Here is a 19,105-nt window from a genome sequence, read left to right as displayed (position 1 = left end):
GTGCGTCCCGGGCGACTTGGACCAGCCGAGCGACCTGAACGACCTGAACGACCTGAACGACCTGAACGACCCGGACGAAGGATCGGAGACCACGACCGCATGCCCCGCATGGCCCGCACGACGAAGGCCGACGCCCGCCCGCCCCGGAGCACGCGGGCCCGCTGGTTGACGGCGCTGATCGCTGCCGCGGTCTGCGCCGCCGTGGCGGGCGGCGTCGTCGCGTACGAGACCGTCTCCGACGACACCACCGAGCGGCCGGTCACCACCGAGGAGGCGGGCCGGCTGGCACTGTCCCGGCTGAACCTCTACCAGGCCAGCCCGGTCGGCGTGGTGCTCACCGCCGACGAGGGCGGGGGAGTGCGGATCGTGGTCGAGGGCGTCGTGGACTACCGCACCCACCACGGCGTGGGCCGCTACCGGAGCACCGGCGCGAGCGGCCCGCTCGACCACGGCCTGGTGGTCTGGGACACCGACGGCCTCGGCCTGGCCCCGGAACCGGCGGGCGACCAGGGCCGGCCCTGGCAGCAGGCCGAACACATCCCGCGCGCCGGCTGGTCGCCGCGCACGTACACCGCCGACCCGCTGGACGCCGGCCTCCAACTGCTCACCCAGCTCGGCGCCGACCGCCCCGACAACCCGCTGCTGCTCGCCCAGTCCGGCGCCCGCCGGCTCGGCCAGGACCGGATCGACGGCCGCGGCTACGACCGCTTCGCCGGTCCGCGCGCCCAGGGCGCCGCACCGGACGGCAGGACCTCGCCGCTGACGTACTGGGTGGACGGCGACGCCGGCCTGCGCCGGGTCACCATGCGGATCACCGGCCTGGGCATGCCGACCACCGTCGACTTCTCCGGCCGCGTCGACGAGGCCAAGCTCCCCGAGGCGCCCTGGCTGACCGGCTGACTCCGGTCACCCCGCCTCAACGGCCGCGGGCGATCGCCAGACCGGCCGCCCGCCCCGAGAAGATGCAGCCGCCCAGGAAGGTGCCCTCCAGCGCGTTGTACCCGTGCACGCCCCCGCCGCCGAAACCGGCCACCTCCCCGGCCGCGTAGAGGCCGGGCACCGGGACGCCGTCGCCGCCGATCACCCGGGAGTCCAGATCGGTCTGCAGCCCACCGAGGGTCTTGCGCGACAGGATGTTGAGGCGCACGCCGATCAGCGGACCGTGCGCCGGGTCGAGGATCCGGTGCGGCCTGGCGACCCGGGCGATCCGGTCGGTCAGCGACCGGCGGGCGTTGTGGATCGCCATCACCTGGGCGTCCTTGCTGAACGGGTTGGCCAGTTCGCGGTCCCGGGCGACGATCTGCCGCTCGATGTCGGCGGCGTCGAGCTTCGGGCCGCGGGCGATCCCGTTCATCGCGGCGACCAGCTCGGGCAGGGTGCGGGCGACGACGAAGTCCTCGCCGTGCCGCTTGAACCGCTCCACCGGCCCCGGGGCGCCCTTGGCCAGTCGGCTCCGCACGGCGAACGTGAGGTCCCGGCCGGTCAGATCGGGGTTCTGCTCCGAACCGGAGAGCGCGAACTCCTTCTCGATGATCGACTGGGTCAGGACGAACCACGAGTAGTCGTGCCCGGTGGCCAGGATCTGCTTCATCGCCCCGATCGAGTCGGCGCCCGGCACTCCGGACATCCCGGTCAGCCGGCGCCCCTCGGCGTCGAACCACATGGAGGACGGGCCGGGCAGGATCCGGATGGCGTGGTCCGGCCAGACCGGGTCCCAGTTGTGGACGCCCTCGGTGTACGCCCACATCCGGTCGCGGTTGACCACCCGGCCGCCGGCCTGCTCGGTGATGGCCAGCATCCGGCCGTCGACATGGGCGGGCACGCCCGAGATCAGGTGCTCGGGGGCCGGACCGACCCGGTCCACCGGCCAGTTGGCCCGCATCAGCGCGTGGTTGTGCCCGATGCCGCCGGAGGTCACCACCACCGCCGCCGCCCGCTCCTCGAACGAACCGACCACCTCGCGCGAGGACTTGACGCCGCGTCCGGATTCGTCCGGCGCCAGCACCGAACCCCGGACGCCGACCACCGCGCCGTCCTCGGTCAGCAGCTCGTCCACCTGGTGCCGGAACGCGAACCGCACCAGCTCGGCCCGCTCCGCCCGCAGCACCGGACGGAGGAACGCCTCCACCACCCCGGGCCCGGTGCCCCAGGTGATGTGGAAGCGCGGCACCGAGTTGCCGTGCCCGGTGGCCGAACCGGCGCCCCGCTCCGCCCATCCCACCAGCGGCACCACCCGGTGCCCGAGCTCGCGCAGGTAGCGGCGCTTGCCGCCGGCCGCCCACGCCAGGTACGCGTCGGCCCAGCGCCGCCCCCAGAGGTCCTCGTCGTCCGGCCGGTCGAAGCCCGCCGAGCCGAACCAGTCCTGCCGGGCCAGCTCCAGCGAGTCCTTGATCCCGGCCCGGCGCTGCTCCGGGCTGTCGACGAAGAAGAGACCGCCCAGCGACCAGAACGCCTGGCCGCCCAGGTTCCGCCGGTTCTCCTGCTCGACGACCAGCACCCGCCGGCCGGCCTTCGCCAGCTCGTGCGTGGCCACCAGTCCGGCCAGACCGGCCCCGACCACGATCACCTCAGGCTGGAACGACATTCAGCTCTCCCTCGGGGAACACCGTCGACCGGTCACGACGGCTGCGCGCTCCCATCGTCGGGGCAGGCCGGATGGACCGGCACTAGGCTTGTCAGGTGGTGACGAAGAAGACTGTGCCACCGGCACAAGGGACGGCCTCCGCGACGGCCGACCGGCACGGCGCCGTGGCGCGGATCCTGGCGGACGAGAGCGGGATGGTCGACTCGTTCATGGCCGCCATCGCCCGGGAGATCCCCGCCTACGCCAACCTCGACGCCCGCCAGCTGGCGGAGGTCCGCTCCATCATCGTCTGGACCCTCCACCGGGTTCTCGAACTCTGGGCCGTGGACGGCTCGTTGGGACCCGAGGACATCCGGATGTTCCGCGGTGTCGGCGCGGTCAGGGCGCGCGACGCCCGTCCGCTGGCCGCCGTGCTGCGCGCCTACCGGGTCGCCGCGCTGGCCTTCTTCGACCGGATCGGGGAGCGCTTCGCCGACGCCGTCTCGGTGCGCGACCTCAGCGCGCTCGCCCGGGTGTGGCTCACGGTGCTCGACCAGTCGTCCGAGGCGATCTTCGACGGCTACGAGTCCACCGGGCGCATCCTCAGCGAGGACCGCGAACGCTCCCTGCGCGGCCTCCTCACCGACCTGCTGCTCGGCCGGCAGAGCCACGCCGGCACCCTCCGCGCCCGGCTGCGCGAGCTCGACGCGGAACTGCCGTCCTCCTTCGACCTGGTGGTGGTCTCCCCGGCGGGGCCCGCGAGCCCCGCGCACCCCGCGAACCCCGCGAACCCTGTGAGTCCCGCGAACCCTGCGGGTCCCGCGAGCCCGGCGGGACCGGCGTCCACCGGGTTCGACGAGGCGGAGCGGACGGCCGCGCTGGTCACCGCGGCCCTGGACGCCCGGGCCGCGGGCGGGGCGACCGGCCGCGAACCCATCTCGCTGCACACCGCCATGGACGGCGTCGGAGTCGCCCTGGTCAAGGCGGCCGACGTGCCCCTGCTGCACGGCCTGGCCGCCGCCCACGACCTCACCGGCGCTCTGCTCACCGGCGCCACCGCCGCCACCGCGCCCCGCGACCACCGGCTCGCCGTCCACGGCCTGCGGCACGCCCCACCGCTGGTGTGGAGCGAGCGCCGGGTGCTCGACCGCGGCGACCTGGAGGTGGTCGCCCTGGTCACCGGACATCCCGACGCCGACCCCGGACGCGTCGCCGAAGCCGTACTCGGCCCGCTCGCCCGGGACGCCGACACCCGGCGGACCCTCGACGCCGTCCTCTACTCCGACAGCGCCCCGGCCGCGGCCGCCCGCCTCCACCTCCACCCCCAGACCGTCCGCTACCGGCTGCGCCGCCTCGCCGCCGCCACCGGCCGCGACGCCCGCACCCCCTGGAACCGCTTCGCCTTCCAGACCGCCCTGCTCGCGGGCGCTACGTCGTGAGGCGGGCCCGGAGGTCGCGCTTGAGCAGCTTGCCGCTCTGGTTGCGCGGGAGGTCGGGGACGAAGTGGACGGTCTTCGGGACCTTGTAGGGGGCCAGGCGGCTTCGGACGTGGGCGATGAGCTCGGCCGCGGTGGGAGCGGGCGTGGCGGCGTCGGAGCGGAGGACGACGAAGGCGGTGACCGCCTCGATCCACCTGTCGTCGGGGGCGCCGATCACCGCGACCTCCGCCACGGCCGGGTGGCTGTGGACGGCCTCCTCGACCTCCCGGGAGGCCACCAGCACCCCGCCGGTGTTGATGACGTCCTTGATCCGGTCGACCACGGTCAGGTAGCCCGCCTCGTCGGCGACGACCAGGTCCCCCGAGTGGAACCAGCCGCCGCGGAACGCCTCGGCGGTCTCCTCCGGGGCATCCCAGTAGCCGAGGCACAACTGCGGTGAGCGGTAGACGATTTCACCCGGGGTACCGGGCGGCACGTCGGCGCCGTCGCGGTCGACGATCCGCGCCTCCACGAACAGCACCGGGCGGCCGCAGGAGGCCGGCCGCTCCCGGTGCTCCTCCGGGCGCAGCACGGTGGCCAGCGGTCCGATCTCCGACTGGCCGAAGCAGTTGTAGAAGCCGACCCGCGGGTAGCGCTCGCGCAGCCGGTCGAGCACGGCCACCGGCATGACCGAGGCGCCGTACTGGGCCTTGCGCAGCGAGGACAGGTCGCGGCGGTCCAGGTCGGGGTGGTCGGCCAGCGGGACCCACACCGTCGGGGCCAGGAACAGCGAGCCGATCCGCTCCTCCTCGATCCGCCGGAGCAGCTCGGGGACGTCCGGCGACTCCAGCAGCAGGACGGAGGCGCCGACGGCGAGGTACGGCAGCAGGAAGACGTGCAGGGCGGCCGAGTGGTACAGCGGCATGCAGATCAGCGGCCGGTCGTCCGCGCCCAGGTCGAGGGCGTGGATGCCCGACAGGTAGGCGTGCACCAGGGCGCGGTGGGGCATCTTCGCGCCCTTCGGCCGGGAGGTGGTGCCGGAGGTGTAGAGCAGCTGGACCAGGTCGGTGTCGCGCGCGCCGGCGTCCACGTCCGGCACCGGACCGGCCAGCGCGGCGGCGAGGAGCACGGAGCCCTCGTCCCGCAGCGGGAGCACGTGCTCGACGCGCAGTCCGGCCCGGACGCGCTCGACCTCCGGTGCCAGCGCCGGGTCACTGAGCACGGCCCGGCTGCCGGAGTGGACGAGCAGGTGGCTCAGCTCCCCGCCGGTGAGGGCGTAGTTGACCGGGACGTGCACCAGGCCGGCCCGGGCGCAGGCGAGGAAGGCGATCGCGTAGGCGTCGGAGTTGCGCCCGTACGCCGCGACCCGGTCGCCGGGGTGCAGGCCCAGCCCGAGCAGGTACCCGGCCGCGCGGCTGACCGCCTCGTCGAGCTGCCGGTAGGTCCAGCTGCGGTCGGCGAAGGTCAGCGCGGTGCGGTCGGGGGTGCGGCGGGCGCTGCGGCGCAGCAGCCCGTCGACGGTGCCGGCGCGGGGGTCGTCGATCATGCTCGCGGTCTCGCTCTCGGGTTCGGTTCGGGCCTGGTTCGGTGCGGGCCTGGTCCGGTGTCCGGTTCGGGGTTCGTGCGGGCGTCGGTCCGGTTCGGTCCGGTTCGTTCGGGCGGTGGGGGCGGTGGGGACGGCCGGCCGCAGGGGCAGCCTGCCCACTCCGGGCCGTACGGACGCACGGGTGTCCGACGCGCGGAGCCGGGTAGGCGCGCCTCCGTAGCTACCGACTCCAGGAGGCCGCCATGGACCTCGCGTTCCTCACTCCGTTGCTCGACCGACCCGGCCCCTGGGCCTCGCTGTACCTGGACACCTCCCGCGCCACCGAGGACGCCGCCCCGCGCCGGGCCCTGATCGACCGGGCCGCCGTCCACCGGCTCGCCGGGCTCGGGGTCGACGACGCCACCTGCGACGCCGTCCGCGACCACCTGGCCGGGGAACCGACGGCCGCCTCCCCACCGGGGCGGGCGCTGTTCGCCGCCGACGGTGAGGTCGCCCTGGACGTGCCGCTGATGGAGTCGCCGCCCGACGTCGCCGCCACCTGGGCGCCGCTGCCGCACACCGCCCCGCTGCTCGGTCTGCTGGACGACGCCGCGCCGCGCTGCCTGGTGGCGGCCGTGGACCGCACCGGGGCCGCGCTGGAGCAGCGCGAGCTCGGCCGCTCCGCGCCGATCGGCACCGTCGAGGGCCGGCAGTGGCAGGGCCGCGGCCACCGCGCCCCGCCCGCCGACCGGTACGAGTGGCACTACCGGCACCGCGTGGAGGACGCCTGGGAGCGCACCGCCGCGGTCATCGCCGACCAGCTGACCCGGATCTGGCCCGGCAGCGGTGCCCGTCTGCTGGTGCTCACCGGCGACGTCCGCGAGCGGCGGGCAGTCCGAGCGCTGCTGCCCCGCGCGATGCAGCCGGACACCGTCGAGGTCGACGGCGGCGGCCGGGCCGACGGCATCGCCCGGGACAGCTTCGACCGCCGGATCGCCGAGGCGTGGGAGGAGCACCGGGACCGCCACCTGACCACCGTGCTGGACGCCTTCCGCACCGGTGTCGGGCGCCCCGGCGAACACGCCACCGACGCCGCCGGGACCGAGACCGCACCCGGTGCCGCCGCCCAGGGCGTGCCCGCCGTGGTGACCGCGGCCCGGCAGCACCAGCTCGCGGCGCTGCTCTTCCAGCCGGGCGGGCACGATCCGGAGCGCCCCGTGTGGACCGGCCCGGAGCCGGAGCACATCGGCGTCCAGCGGGCCGAGCTGCGCGCCATGGGCGTGTCCGAACCGCAGCAGGCCCCGGCCGCGGACGCCCTGCTGCGCAGCGCTGCGGCGGTCGGGGCCGAGGCCCTGCTGGTGCCGGAGTCCGTAGCCGGCCCGCCCGGCGGTCTCGGCGCCGTGCTGCGGTGGAACGCCTGACCCGAACGGCGGCCGGGTCGGCCCACCCGCGCCGACCACCTGGCCGCAACGGCCGGGCCGGGGACCGCACCGCTCGTATACATATGTCGACCGGGGGAGGAGAATCAACGACGCGGGGCGGGAGTTCGACGAGGAGGCCGGCCATGAAGAGCCTTGAACGCCGCTATGCGGTGACGCTTCCGGGGCAGGTCGGCGGGCACGCCCCGCCGGCCGTCATCGTGGTGCATGTCACCGAGATCCTCGGGCCCGGCGGCGGGCCCGTCTGGGAGAACACGGACGGGGACTTCAGGGTGGAGATCACCGGCGAGGTGGCCACCGTCCTGACCGCGCCCGTCGGCTCCCCGCGGCACCCGTGCCTGCACGCCGTGCCACTGCCTGATCGCGCGGCACCGCTGCGCTGAGCGCCGCTCACCGAGGGCGTGCTCGGCCCTGTCCGGGCGGGTCTCCGTCGCCCGCCACCGGGGCATCCGCCCCGCCCGCCGCCCCACCTCCTCCGGCCGTTCTGCCCGCTGTCCACGCCGCTGTTCCTCGCCACCGTCGCCGTGTTCCTGTGCTGGTTCCACCGCTGCCGCCTCGATGCCCGTGGTGGTGGAGGCCCGGCCGGCCGCGATCGGGGCGTTGCAGGGCTGTTGCAGGGGGAGTGAGCCGGCTCACGGTGGGGTGGGACGGTTCGTGATCGCATGGTCGGATGCATCAGTTCGAGAAGGCCGGCCCTTTGCTGGCCGTAGGGGTGGCGGTTGTTCTGCTGGCGGGCTGTGGGTCGCAGGCAGGCAGTACGGCGGGGGCCCGGCGGGTCGGCGGCAGTGCGGGGCCGTGCGGGGTGGCGTCGGGGTCGCCGTCGGCCGGGTCGCAGGCCGGGGTGCGGGTCACGGCGGTGGGCGCGGCCTGTGCGGAGTACGAGGTGACCAACGGGACGGGCGAGACGGCCGATGTGACGGTGGTGTTCAGCCGGACGGGCGCGGGCGGGGGTGCGATGGACAACGTGACGAGGACCGTCGAGGGGCTTGCGCCGGGGGCCGTCTCGAAGGGGCGGGTCGAACTGGGCGGCGCGACCTCGGGGGTGAAGGTCCTCACGGTGCGCAGCGTGCCGAGCACCGAGGCGTCGAGGCCGAAGGGCCCGTGCCCGGCGTCCGGGGTGCTGGTGAGCGTGGACGAGGGGGCTGCGGCGATGGGGCTGCGGACGGTCGGGCTGAACCTGCGGAACTGCGGGACGGCCGAGGTGACCCTGAACGGCTATCCGGAGCTGCAGGTGCTCGACGCGGAGCGCAAGCCGGTCGACGGGGTGCAGGTCGTGCACGGCGGTGCCCAGATCGCCAGCGGCACCGGCGCGGACGCCCCGCCGCGGGAGGTCGTGCTGAAGCCGGGGGAGGGCGCCGCTTCCACGCTGGTGTGGCGCAACACCACCGGGGCCGGCGATCCGGTGAACGCCCCGTACGTGCGGGTGCGCGCCACGCCGGGCGCGGCCCCGGTGATGGTGACGCCGGAGCTGGACCTGGGCACCACCGGACGTCTCGGGGTCGGCGCCTGGGTCAGGGACGAGGCGGGACCGCCGGCGTCAGGTCGATGACCACCTTGCCGGGGGGCGCACCGCGAGGTGGAGGTCGGGGCCGGCCATCTGACGGGGACGTCACCGATGCGACGGGGGGAGCCTTCAGCGGCGGACGGCGAGGCCGTCCAGGGTCAGGTCGAGGAGGCGCTCGGCGCGCTGTCGGTGTTCGGGGCCGGCCGAGGTGAGGGCGATGCCCTCCAGGGCGGCGGCGATGTCGTCGGGGCGGATGTCGGTGCGGATGAGGCCGGCGGCCGCGCAGGCGTCCATGAGGGTGGTGACGGCGGCGCGGATCATCTCCCGGCTGTGGCCGTACGGGTTGCTCCCCGTCGCGGCGATGGTGCGCAGGGCGTCGATCATGCCGTGCTTGGTGGCGGCGTAGTCGAGGAAGAGGTGCGCCCAGGCGTGCAGGGCCCGGTCGGGGGCCTTGCGGGCCAGCAGGGCGGGGGCGGCGTCGCAGAGTTGGGCCACCTCGTTGCGGTAGACCGCCTCGATCAGGGCCTCCCGGGTGGGGAAGTTGCGGTAGAGGGTCGCACTGCCCACACCCGCGTCCCTGGCGATGTGCTCCAGGTGCGCGTCCAGCCCCTGCGCGGTGAAGGCGCGGGCGGCGGCCGTGAGGATCTTCTCCCTGTTGCGCCGGGCGTCGGCCCGCAGCGGTCGAGGTGTTCCGTCGGTCATCGGTGCTCGTCTTCCGGATCCAGGGGTGTGCGACTTGCTAACCGGGGGCGCCACCACTTAGCTTTCGGTCAAACGGAGGCGCCTCCGTTTCCGCTTTCACTGTAGGCCACCACCCGGCCTGCGGACACTTCCGCGAAAGGAAGCCGATCATGACCGGTATCCGGGGCAAGGTCATCGCGATCACGGGCGCCAGCAGCGGCATCGGGGCGGCGACCGCGACCCACCTCGCCGAGCGGGGCGCCCTGCTGGTGCTCGGGGCGCGGCGCGAGGACCGGCTCGCGGCCGTCGTCGACGGCATCACGGCGAACGGGGGCGCCGCCACGGGCGTCCTGGTCGACGTCACGCGCCGCGAGGACCTCCGGCGCCTGGTGGACACGGCCGTGGACCGCTACGGACGGCTCGACGTCCTCGTGTCCAACGCGGGCACCATGGCCGTCTCACCGTTCGACGACCTGCGCCAGGACGACTGGGACGCCATGGTCGCGACCCATGTCACCGGTCTGCTGAACGGCATCGGGGCTGCTCTGCCGGTGTTCCGCCGCCAGCGCTCCGGACACTTCGTCAACGTCGGTTCGACCGCCGCCTACGTGGTCAAGAGCCCGCAGGCGGTCTACGCGGCCACCAAGACGGCGGTGAAGGTGCTCACCGAGGGGCTGCGCCAGGAAGCGGGGCCCGACCTGCGCGTCACGCTCGTCTCGCCGGGGTTCACCGACACCGAGGGCGTGGGCAAGGGAGCCGGCCCCGAGCTGGCCGCCGCGATGATCCGGCAGCGCGACGAGATCGCCATGCCGCCCGGCGCGGTCGCGTCCGCCATCGCCTACGCCGTCGAACAGCCCGAGGGCGTCGACGTCGGCGAGATCGTGGTGCGCCCCACCGCGCAGTCCTGAGCGCGCCCGCATGGAGGAGGACGGCGTCCGCCACCGCCCGGAGAGCGGGCGGTGGCGGACGAACGACCGGAACAGGGGACCGTCAGGCCAGCGCCGCCTCGACCAGGTCGGCAGCCCTGCTCACGCTGGCGCCCGCCCGGACCTCCGCGCTGAGCTCCGCCAGCCGGGCCGCCACCTTCGGGTCCCCGGTCAGCTCCAGCACCGCGGAGCGCAGCGCGTCGGCGGTGGCCAGGTCGGTGTCCAGGCGTCGGGCGACGCCGAGTTCGACCAGCCGGTCCGCGTTCTCGAACTGGTCGGCGGCCTGCGGCACCGCGACCATCGGCAGTCCGCAGTACAGGCCCTCGCTGCACCCGCCCATCCCGGCGTGGGTGATGAACGCGTCGGCCTGCTGGAGCACCGCGAACTGCGGTACCCACTGGTGCACTTCGACGTTGGCCGGGACCGGGCCCAGCTCGGCCGGGTCGGTCGACCTGCCGATCTGGAGCACGACGTGCCAGCCGGGCAGGTCGCCGAAGGCCTCCAGGCAGGCGCGGTAGAAGGCCGGCTGGCGGGTGAAGGTGGAGCCGAGCGAGACCAGCAGCACCTTCTGCGCGTCCTGCGGCCGGGTCCAACTCCCCTCGCGCTCCCGGTGGTCGAGGCAGGGCCCGGCGAAGGAGAAGACCTCGGGGTCGACCTTCGCCAGCCCGGTCTGGAGGGCCTGGGGGATGAGCGCTATCCCGCGGTCCGGCCTCAGCATGTACGTGAAGATGTCGCGGGGCGGCACCCCGTTGTCGGCCAGCCACCGGGTGAACCGCGCCGGGACGTCGTCCGCCTCCAGCGCCTTCATGACCGTCCGGAACGGTTCGACGTCCGGGTCGGCGGTGGCGACCCTGGACGGCGAGACCAGCATGGACGGCACGCCCCAGCTGTCGGCCAGGACCCGTCCCGCGTACGCCATGAAGTCGTACAGCACGAGGTCGGGACGGTCGTCCTCGAACGCCTCCCGCATCAGCGGCAGCATGACCTGCGCCTCGTCGAAGATCATGCTGTGCACGTTGGTCCCGGGCTGGACGGCCCCCTTGAGGACCGACAGGCCCGTCTCATGGGGCACGAGCCGGGCGCCGGTGGCCTCGATCTGCTCGGCGAACGACGGGTCGTTCACGTAACTGACCCGGTGGCCACGGGAGACCAGCTCCCGGATCACCCCCAGGCTGGGGTTGACGTGGCCGTGTGCCGGGATGTTCACCATGGCGATGTGTGCTGGGCCGGGCATCGTCGTCACCTCTCCTCGTACGTCGTCACGAGTGCTGCGTTCCATCGCTCTGACGTTACGTCAACTCACCTGTGCGGGACGTACGCAGGGTGCCGATACGGCCGCGCGCGGGGCGGCCCGGCAGGTGGGAGCGCCGATTCCCCGTGCCGGGCCGCTGTTTTCGGTGCGAGGAAGGAGAGGTCAGGAACGCCACTCCGGAGCGGTCGCGATCACCTTCAACTGGTCCACCCCGAGCGCCGGATCGCCGGGCCTGGTCGTGTACTGGTTCTCGCCGTTCCACTCCGAGAGCCACAGCCGGCTGCCGTCCGGGCGGTGAACGCCCGCCGTCCAGTGCAGGACCGGGTTGGTCGCCGACTTCCCGTTGCCGAAGCGGTTGGTGACGACGAGCGTCCCGTCCGGCCGCTTCTCCCGGACCTCCAGCGGGGTGAGGGACTCCCGGTCCATGGTCGCCAGCTCGTCCCGGCCGCGCTTGGAGGCCGGGTCCGCCCCGACTTGAAGCATGCTGGTGCGGCCCTGGTAGGTGACGGTGAGCGCAGCGTGGCCGGGGTCCTGGTTCCCCACCTCGGCCCCGGCGGGCAGCAGCGGTACGAGCTTCGCGAGCAGTTCCGCGTTGGACGGCCCACTGGCGGCGGGCCCGGGGCGCGGGGAGTCGCCGGGCTTCGGCGCGTCCTCGACCGGGGTGAGCGCGGCGAAGACCCGGTCCCAGGACGGGTCGGTCACCAGGTCCGTCAGTCGGGTGGGGTCCGCCACCGGTGGGTCCGGCCGGTTGGCCGTGGCCGGCTGCCCGTTGAACTCGGTGAACGAGACCCGGCGGCCGTCCGGGGCCGCCCAGGTGACCCGCCACTCGCGGCCGCCCTGGGTGGTCCGACTGCGCAGCTTGTCGATCACCAGGACGGAACCGTCCGGCCGGACCGTCCGGTCGCAGGAGTCCTGAGGCGTCTGGAAGCCGTCCGTGCACACCGCGGCGGCGTCGGGCCGGAGGTTGGTCCACTCGGCCGAGAACTCGACGATGCTCGCCCCGGCGCCGTCGTCGAACAGCAGGGTGGGGCTGGTCATGTGCCCGCTGAGCTTCGCCGAGCCGCTGGTGTTGAGCTCCTTCACCGTGCCCTTCGGCAGCAGGTCGGTGACCAGGGCGACGAGCTCCCGCGTCGTCATCTCGGCCCGGGCGGGCGCCGGCGGGGTGGCCGGCCCGCTGATCCCGAGCGGGCCCCCGCCGAGTGCGGTGAAGCCGCCGGCTCCGGTCAGGACCAGTACCGCCAGCGCGGCCCCGACGGCGGTGCGCCGGCGGCGGCGCCGACGGCGGCCGCGCTGCTCGGCCTGGACGGCGAGGGAGTGCTGAACCGGTTCCGGGGCGAGCTCGGCGGCGCCGCGCAGGACGCGGGCGAAGCCGTCGGCGAACGCGTCGTCGAAGTCGTCGTCAGTGGGCATGGCGCAGCACCGTCTTCTCGGAGGAGGGGTTGAGCCCGCTGATGGCGTCGGTCCTGTTCGTTCCCGCGGAGCCGCCCAGGGCGGTCTCGATGTCGTCGCCCAGTACCGCGCGCAGTCGGGCGAGGGCCCGGCGGCAGCGGGTGCGGACGGCGGTGCCGCTCAGCCGCAGGGCCACGGCCGTCTCCTCGACGCTGCGGTCCTCCCAGAAGCGGAGCACCAGCACGGCGCGGTCCGGCGCGGGGAGTTCGGCGAGGGCGCGCAGCAGCGTCAGCCGCAGGGCCGGGTCCGGGTCGTGCACGCCGACCTCGGGGAACTCGTCGGTGACGCGCTCGGAGGCGCTGCGCTTGCGCCGGTACGACAGGAAGGTGTTCACGAGCACGGTCTGCGCGTAGCCGCTGGGGTTGTCCAGCCGGGAGATCTTCCGCCACTTGAGGTAGATCCGGCCGAGCGCCTCCTGCACGAGGTCCTCGGCGAGGTGGGCGTCACCGCCGGTGAGCAGGAAGGCGGTGCGCAGCAGGTGCCGGGCGCGGGAGGCGACGAAGTCCGGGAACTCCGGCCACGGTGGTTCGGCCGTTTCTTGATCCATACCTTGGTAACGCGGTGGGGTCCGGCTCATGTGACAGTCCGGTCGCCGATCATCGTGCGGGACGGCTCGCCCGGACCGGCGGACGGACCGCCGCCGTACCCAGGGCGAGCCACGCGGTGGCGAACAGCCAGCCGCCGAGGACGTCCAGCGGCCAGTGCACCCCGAGGTAGATGCGGCTGAGGCCGACCCCGGCCGCGAGGACGACGGCGATCACGGTGGCGGCCCGGGCCGCTGCCGGGCGGGCCCGGGTGACGGCCAGGGCGAGCAGGCCGGCGCAGACCGCCGAGGTGAAGGAGTGCCCGGAGGGGAAGGAGAAGCCAGCCGCGTCGGCCGCCCAGTTCGGTCGCGGCGGGCGGGGCCGGCCGAAGAGGTACATCAGTCCGGTGCGCAGGAGTTGGCCCAGAATCAGCCACAGCAGCGGGGCGAGCAGCAGCACCGCAGCCCGGCGCGGTGGGCGGGGTGCGGGCAGGGCCAGGAGCGCGACGGCGCCCGCGGCCAGGGCCAGCAGGTAGGGCACCGCGCCGGAGCCGAGCGAGGTGATCACCACGGCCACCGTCCGGGCGGCGGACGGCCGGTGGGTGGCGGACCAGTCGTTGGCGTCCCTCTCGAAGCCGTACGGTGCCCAGCCCCGCGTGGCCAGCAGCGCGGCCAGCGCCGCGAACAGGACGAGTGCGACGCCGGTCGCCCACTGCCACGGGTGCGGGCGGTGGGGCGCGGGGGCCTGGGGTGGGTGGCTCACGGCGGGGTGCGGCCTTCCTCGGGCGGTGCGGTTCGGTGTCCCGGCCCCCGTGGCGGCGCTCGCGGCCTTCGGTCCGGTACTCAGCCACACCGTACGTGGCGGCCGGGCGGTCAGCTCCCGCCCATCGGGCGGTACATGCCGATCGAGTCGTGGTGGGCGGTGTCCCTGAAGCCGAACCGCTCGTACAGCACGTGCGCGGGCCCGTCCGCGATCAGTGACACGTACGCGGTCGCGGGCGCCCGGCGGTCGAGTTCCTCGGTGAGCGCGGCCACGATGCGCTTGCCGAGGCCCTTCCCCTGGTGCGCCGGGTGCACGCAGATGTCGACGATCTGGAACGCGGTGCCGCCGTCGCCGATGATCCGGCCCATGCCGATCGGCTCGCCCTCGTGGTGCAGCACCACCCCGTACCAGGTGTTGGGCAGGCCGACGGCGACCGCTTCGGGCGCCCGGTCGGAGAGGCCGGCATCGGTGCGCAGGCGGCGGAAGACCTCGACGGCGGGGACGCCCGGGCGCAGCTCGTAAGGGTCAGTAGTGCTTTGCATGCATTACATGTTACAGGTGGTGGATTCCGGCCGTAGCGGGGGTCTCGTCGACATGCCCTCGATCGGCCGCTTCTCCGGCGGCGGGCCGCCCGTCGGCTATCAACTGGTCCGGACGGAAGCCGCCCGTCCCGTGGCCCACCGGGTGGCGGTGGCGCGGGTTCCGTTTTCTGAACTGTCTTAACTGATTTGGTTTTAATCATTCGTTATGCCCGATCCCTTTCCGGCGTACGGCCCGACCCGCAAGGCTTCCGTCGGATTCCGCCGGGCCGCGCGATCGCACGACCCGCCGCAATGGGGAGGACCCGCCACCGTGTCCAACAGATACCGTCAACGGCTGCTGACCGGCGCCGTCACGCTCACCGCGCTCGGCCTGACCACCGCTCAGGCCGTCGCCGCGCCCGACACCTCCGACGCCCGACCGCGCCAGGCGCAGCACCTGGCCGAGATCGGCCGGCAGCATGCCGCCGCCGTCACGGGCGCGAGCAGCGGCAAGCACACCTTCGCCGCCCGGGCCGACTCCCTGGGTGGGGACGACGGCGGCGCCGACGAGGCGGAGAACTCCGCCGAGGGCGTCGCCCAGTACACCGAGGCGCGCACCGCGCCGGGCGTCGTCGCGCCGGGTGCGTACGGTGCGGCCTGGTCGCAGCTGCAGTCGATGCCGCACACCGACGGCGACTGGAAGCACGTCACCTCGAAGCCGTACAACTCGGACGACCCCCGCTACCGGGACGCCAACTCCAACTCCAGCGGCGGCTCCGGCTACGTCACCGGCCGGATCACCGGCATCGCCGCCGACGACGACGGCTACGTCTACGCGGGCGGCGCCAACGGCGGCGTGTTCCGCTCCCGCACCGGCGGCGGGCAGTGGCAGCCGATCGCCGACAAGCTGCCCTCGTTGTCGACGGGCACGCTGAACCTGGACGAGGGCGGGCGGCTCTGGTACGCCACCGGTGAGTCCAACACCGGCGCCACCTCGTACGTCGGCACCGGCGTGTACGTGCTCTCCGACCCGAAGCACGGGAAGTTCCAGCCCGGGAACCGGGTCGGTGGCGCCGAGCTGGAGTCGACCATCATCCACGCGCTGCGCTTCGGCGGCGGCAAGGTGTGGGCGGCCACCAGCCGGGGCGTCTGGAGCCACTCGACGGCCGACCTGTCCGGCCCGTGGACGCTGGAGTTCGCGCCGAACCCGGACTACCTGCCCGGGGGTTCGAAGGCCAAGGACGAGAGCGCGCCGTACAAGAACATCGCCAACGACATCGCGATCGACCCCAAGGACCCGTCCAAGGTGGTCCTCGCGGTCGGCTGGCGCGGCGGTGACACCTACAACGGCTTCTACGGCAGGGCCGCGGACGGCAGCTGGCAGCGGGTGTCCGGGCTCGGCGACCTGCCGACCGACGCCGCCAACGTCGGCAACGTGACCTTCGCCCGCTCGGCCGACGGCTCGCGCTACTACGCCATCGACCAGTCCCCGGACGTGATGGCGCACAACCCGGACACCGGGCTCAAGGGCATCTACGTCTCCAAGTCCGGTTCGCCCTACGGCCCGTGGACACTCATCGCGGACAAGGACAAGATCAAGGGCTCCGGATCCGCCCTCCAGGGCGCCGGCTACCAGCCCGGCATCCAGTCCTGGTACAACCAGTTCCTCCAGGTCGACCCCGCCAACCCGGACCACCTGTACGCGGGCCTGGAAGAGGTGCTGGAGACCAAGGACGGCGGCGCCAACTGGTCCGTCCCCGGCCCGTACTGGAACTTCCCGTTCCCCTGCTGGAGCATCGACCCCACCAAGCAGACCGGCAACTGCTCGCCGACCACCCACTCCGACCAGCACGCCGTCGCCATCGGCTCGTACCACGGCAAGCCCAGCGTGTACGTCGGCAACGACGGCGGCATCTACCGCCGCCCGGTCAACGGTTCCGCCGACGCGTCCGGCCACGCCACCGACTGGAAGTCCCTGGCCGACGGCACCATCGACACCCTCCAGTACTACTCGGTCGGCGTCGGCAAGGACCCGGCCGACAGGTCCGGCAGGGGCGTCATCGTCAGCGGCGGCCTCCAGGACAACGGCGAGTCCATCCTGCGCGCCCACGACAAGGTGATGGGCTCCAACTTCGGCGGCGACGGCGCCGACACCCTGGTCGACGCGAACAACGGCTGCAACATCGCCGAGGAGTACGTCTACCTCGACATGTGGGTCACCCAGAACTGCGCCGTCAACGACGGCTCCGGCAACACCGACCCGAGCAAGGCCACCTCCTACGAGGTCGCCCCGCCCGACAAGGCCACCAGCTCCGCCCGGTTCATCGCGCCGCTCACCACCGACCCCAAGGACGACAACACCTGGGTCGCGGGCGGCCGGCACGTGTGGGTGCAGCACAAGGGCTGGGCGATCCGCAGCGGCAGCGAGTGGAAGGCCGCCTACGACCTGGGCGCCGGACACGTCGCCACCGCCGTGGCCACCGTCAACGGCACGGTGTACGCGGGCTGGTGCGGCCCCTGCAACAACCAGGGCTTCAGCCGCGGCATCGCGGTCGGCAACACCGACGGCACCGGCTGGCACCAGCTCAACCTGCCCGTCGACGGCACCGTGCCCAACCGCTACATCTCCTCCTTCGCGGTGGACCAGAACGACGCGAAGCACGTGTTCGTCGCGATCAACGGCTTCTCGCGGACCTGGACCGAGGGCCCCGGCGCGGGCAACGGCCACCTCTTCGAGACCCACGACGGCGGCGCCACCTGGACCGACGTCTCGGCCAACCTGCCCGACATCCCCGCGACTTCGGTCAAGCTCCTGCCGAACGGCGGCCTCGCCCTCGGCACCGACCTCGCCGCCTTCTACCGCGCGCCCGGCGAGAAGAACTTCTCGGTGCTCGGCCGCAACCTGCCCACCACCGCGGTGCAGCAGCTGAAGACCGGCCCCGACGGGCGGCTGTACGCCGCCACCTTCGGGCGCGGCATCTGGTCGATCAACCCGTGCGACGTGTACGACAACGACGACGACCAGGGCGACGAGGACAGCCAGAACTGACCCCCGCCGCCCAAGCCCTGCCGGTGCCCGGCCCGCTCACCCCGAGCGGGCCGGGCACCGGCGTTCCGGAACCGGTAGGGCGCCCTCGACGTCCAAACCGGAACCGTACGAGACCGGAGACACCTCACCGTGAAGCAACGCCTCGCCCTCCCGGCCGCCGCCCTGCTGCTCGTCCTCACCGCCGGCGCCTGCGCCTCCACCTCCGGCAGCGGCACCACGCCGACCCCGACCCCGACCCCGACAGCGACACCGAGCGCCCCGAGCACGGCCCCGGCCCCGTCCGGCACCACGAGCCCCATGACGCCCACCGCGCCGACGACCACCTCGGCGCACCGCCCGACCGCCACCCCGACCCACGCCCCCACCGCAACCGCCCCGTCCCCGGCCACCCCCGCCCCGGCCACCCCGACCCCGGCCCCCACCCTCCCCCCGAACAACGGCGACAACCCGATCGACCTCCAGCACCGCCCCGCCAGCACCCCCTCCCACCCCACGGGCTGAGCCGGGCCCGCCCGACCGGCCGTCACCCGAGGTACCCGTTCGGCCCGGAGCGAGGCCGGGGCAGAGTCCGAAGGGTGCCGCCGTACCATTGCTGACCTGTGGATTCAGTGAGGAGAGGGGCGGACGTGGGCAGAGGCGAGTGGGCGGCCGGGCTGGGGCGGCTGGTCGGGACGGCGGCCGAGCTGGGGGAGGCCGGGCGACAGGCCGTGCTGCGGGGCGGGCGGTCGGTGGCGGGTGGGCGGTGGGCGCTCACGGCGCTCGGCTCCGTCGCGCCGCCGCAGGTGCCGTGCACCGAGCCGTGGAAGCTGTCGCTCGGCACGCTGATCGGCCGTCACCCGAAGACGCCGGCGGTGGCGCACAAGCTGCTGGGGCTGCTCGACGGCTACGGGGCGGTGCACCTGGGGCCGTCGAAGGTCGGTTTCGACGGTGAGGAGGTGGAGTGGGACAAGGTCGTCGAAATCCGCACCCGCAACGCCTTCGAGGTGCTGACCACCAGTGCCCTGGAGCAGGACGTGGACCGGATCCGCGAGTTCCTCCCACCCGTGCCCGGCCGCAAGTGGGCCGTGACCAAGGCCGGTGAGGCGCTGGCCACCGTGGTCCTCGCGGCGCTCGAACGCGGCTCGGTCGACCAGCGGCTGGATGAACTGACCGTACCGGCCCAGATCGTCCACCGCGGCCTGCTCGGCCGGCCGCGCACCCTGGACGCGGGCTGCTTCGCGGCGGCCACGCTGGTCGTCGTGGGCCAGGCGGGGGAGAGCCTGATCGCGACCGCCCGGCAGCGCGGCATACCGGTCCGGCCGGCCGAAGCGGCGGCGCAGGACGACCGGGCGGAGCACGTCGCGGTGCTGCGCGAGCGCACCGATGCCGTCGCCCGGCTGTTGCAGCGGATCGAGGAGAACGAACCGGAGCCGGCGGCACTGCCGCAGGTCGTGCTCGACAAGGCCCCGCTCGACAACACCCCGCTTGATCACGGCGTCTGAGGGGGCGGAAG

The 19,105-nt window shown here is 73.9% G+C and carries 17 protein-coding genes; 9 read left to right on the top strand and 8 right to left on the bottom strand.

The window, feature by feature from the left end:
- The first annotated feature begins 108 nt into the window (after positions 1–108).
- The gene (locus ACZ6Z8_RS03600; protein ID WP_465605932.1) at positions 109–900 is read left to right on the top strand and encodes a hypothetical protein; all 792 of its coding nucleotides are present in this window, start codon (positions 109–111) and stop codon (positions 898–900) included.
- A gap of 16 nt (positions 901–916) precedes the next feature.
- Here ACZ6Z8_RS03600 and ACZ6Z8_RS03595 read toward each other — a convergent pair whose 3' ends face one another.
- The gene (locus ACZ6Z8_RS03595; RefSeq protein ID WP_465605931.1) at positions 917–2,584 is read right to left on the bottom strand and encodes an FAD-binding dehydrogenase; all 1,668 of its coding nucleotides are present in this window, start codon (positions 2,582–2,584) and stop codon (positions 917–919) included.
- A 98-nt stretch (positions 2,585–2,682) separates the two neighbouring features.
- Between ACZ6Z8_RS03595 and ACZ6Z8_RS03590 the strand changes: the two genes are divergently transcribed.
- Positions 2,683–4,002 (top strand): RsbRD N-terminal domain-containing protein, encoded by a 1,320-nt coding sequence (locus ACZ6Z8_RS03590; RefSeq protein WP_465605929.1) that lies wholly within the window; start codon positions 2,683–2,685, stop codon positions 4,000–4,002.
- Here ACZ6Z8_RS03590 and ACZ6Z8_RS03585 read toward each other — a convergent pair.
- Positions 3,992–5,527, bottom strand: a complete 1,536-nt coding sequence (locus ACZ6Z8_RS03585) for a fatty acyl-CoA synthetase (protein WP_465605927.1) — start codon at positions 5,525–5,527, stop codon at positions 3,992–3,994. The two genes, ACZ6Z8_RS03590 and ACZ6Z8_RS03585, sit on opposite strands and share 11 nt — an antisense overlap.
- Positions 5,528–5,769: 242 nt before the next feature.
- On the opposite strand from ACZ6Z8_RS03585, the gene ACZ6Z8_RS03580 reads away from it, so the two are divergent.
- The 3 genes from ACZ6Z8_RS03580 (at position 5,770) to ACZ6Z8_RS03570 (ending at position 8,494) form a co-directional block, all read left to right on the top strand.
- Complete coding sequence (locus ACZ6Z8_RS03580) at positions 5,770–6,927, top strand: baeRF2 domain-containing protein (RefSeq protein ID WP_465605925.1); 1,158 nt, start codon at positions 5,770–5,772, stop codon at positions 6,925–6,927.
- A 143-nt stretch (positions 6,928–7,070) separates the two neighbouring features.
- Positions 7,071–7,328: a DUF6296 family protein gene (locus ACZ6Z8_RS03575; RefSeq protein WP_465605923.1), complete on the top strand. Its 258-nt coding sequence runs from the start codon at positions 7,071–7,073 to the stop codon at positions 7,326–7,328.
- Between the two features lie 500 nt (positions 7,329–7,828).
- Positions 7,829–8,494: a DUF4232 domain-containing protein gene (locus tag ACZ6Z8_RS03570; RefSeq protein WP_465605921.1), complete on the top strand. Its 666-nt coding sequence runs from the start codon at positions 7,829–7,831 to the stop codon at positions 8,492–8,494.
- Between the two features lie 84 nt (positions 8,495–8,578).
- On the opposite strand, the gene ACZ6Z8_RS03565 is transcribed toward ACZ6Z8_RS03570, so the two are convergent.
- Positions 8,579–9,151, bottom strand: coding sequence for a TetR/AcrR family transcriptional regulator (locus ACZ6Z8_RS03565; RefSeq protein WP_465605919.1), 573 nt, complete (start codon positions 9,149–9,151; stop codon positions 8,579–8,581).
- 149 nt (positions 9,152–9,300) lie between these two features.
- Here ACZ6Z8_RS03565 and ACZ6Z8_RS03560 point away from each other — a divergent pair, with 149 nt between their 5' ends.
- Positions 9,301–10,038 (top strand): SDR family oxidoreductase, encoded by a 738-nt coding sequence (locus tag ACZ6Z8_RS03560; protein ID WP_465605917.1) that lies wholly within the window; start codon positions 9,301–9,303, stop codon positions 10,036–10,038.
- Positions 10,039–10,120: 82 nt separating this feature from the next.
- On the opposite strand, the gene ACZ6Z8_RS03555 is transcribed toward ACZ6Z8_RS03560, so the two are convergent.
- The 5 genes from ACZ6Z8_RS03555 to ACZ6Z8_RS03535 all read right to left on the bottom strand — a co-directional run bounded on the left by ACZ6Z8_RS03555 (position 10,121) and on the right by ACZ6Z8_RS03535 (position 14,585).
- On the bottom strand, positions 10,121–11,335 hold the full coding sequence (locus ACZ6Z8_RS03555; protein WP_465605916.1) for a macrolide family glycosyltransferase: 1,215 nt from the start codon (positions 11,333–11,335) through the stop codon (positions 10,121–10,123).
- Between the two features lie 135 nt (positions 11,336–11,470).
- Positions 11,471–12,718: a hypothetical protein gene (locus ACZ6Z8_RS03550; RefSeq protein ID WP_465605914.1), complete on the bottom strand. Its 1,248-nt coding sequence runs from the start codon at positions 12,716–12,718 to the stop codon at positions 11,471–11,473.
- Positions 12,708–13,304, bottom strand: a complete 597-nt coding sequence (locus ACZ6Z8_RS03545) for a SigE family RNA polymerase sigma factor (protein WP_465605913.1) — start codon at positions 13,302–13,304, stop codon at positions 12,708–12,710. Before ACZ6Z8_RS03545 ends, ACZ6Z8_RS03550 begins: the two co-directional genes overlap by 11 nt.
- A 49-nt stretch (positions 13,305–13,353) precedes the next feature.
- On the bottom strand, positions 13,354–14,043 hold the full coding sequence (locus ACZ6Z8_RS03540; RefSeq protein WP_465605911.1) for a phosphatase PAP2 family protein: 690 nt from the start codon (positions 14,041–14,043) through the stop codon (positions 13,354–13,356).
- Positions 14,044–14,153: 110 nt separating this feature from the next.
- Positions 14,154–14,585, bottom strand: a complete 432-nt coding sequence (locus ACZ6Z8_RS03535; protein ID WP_465605909.1) for a GNAT family N-acetyltransferase — start codon at positions 14,583–14,585, stop codon at positions 14,154–14,156.
- Positions 14,586–14,895: 310 nt separating this feature from the next.
- On the opposite strand from ACZ6Z8_RS03535, the gene ACZ6Z8_RS03530 reads away from it, so the two are divergent.
- From ACZ6Z8_RS03530 to ACZ6Z8_RS03520, 3 genes are all read left to right on the top strand, one after another.
- On the top strand, positions 14,896–17,613 hold the full coding sequence (locus tag ACZ6Z8_RS03530; protein WP_465605907.1) for a glycosyl hydrolase: 2,718 nt from the start codon (positions 14,896–14,898) through the stop codon (positions 17,611–17,613).
- Between the two features lie 129 nt (positions 17,614–17,742).
- Positions 17,743–18,114 (top strand): hypothetical protein, encoded by a 372-nt coding sequence (locus ACZ6Z8_RS03525; RefSeq protein ID WP_465605906.1) that lies wholly within the window; start codon positions 17,743–17,745, stop codon positions 18,112–18,114.
- Between the two features lie 125 nt (positions 18,115–18,239).
- A complete protein-coding gene (locus ACZ6Z8_RS03520) occupies positions 18,240–19,094 on the top strand; it encodes a hypothetical protein (protein ID WP_465605904.1) in 855 nt (284 codons plus the stop codon).
- The last annotated feature ends 11 nt before the right edge of the window (positions 19,095–19,105 follow it).

It is taken from the genome of Kitasatospora sp. NPDC101108, assembly GCF_055584725.1.
The sequence above is the reverse complement of the archived record's forward strand: the minus strand, read 5'-3'. Positions and strand labels throughout refer to the sequence as shown.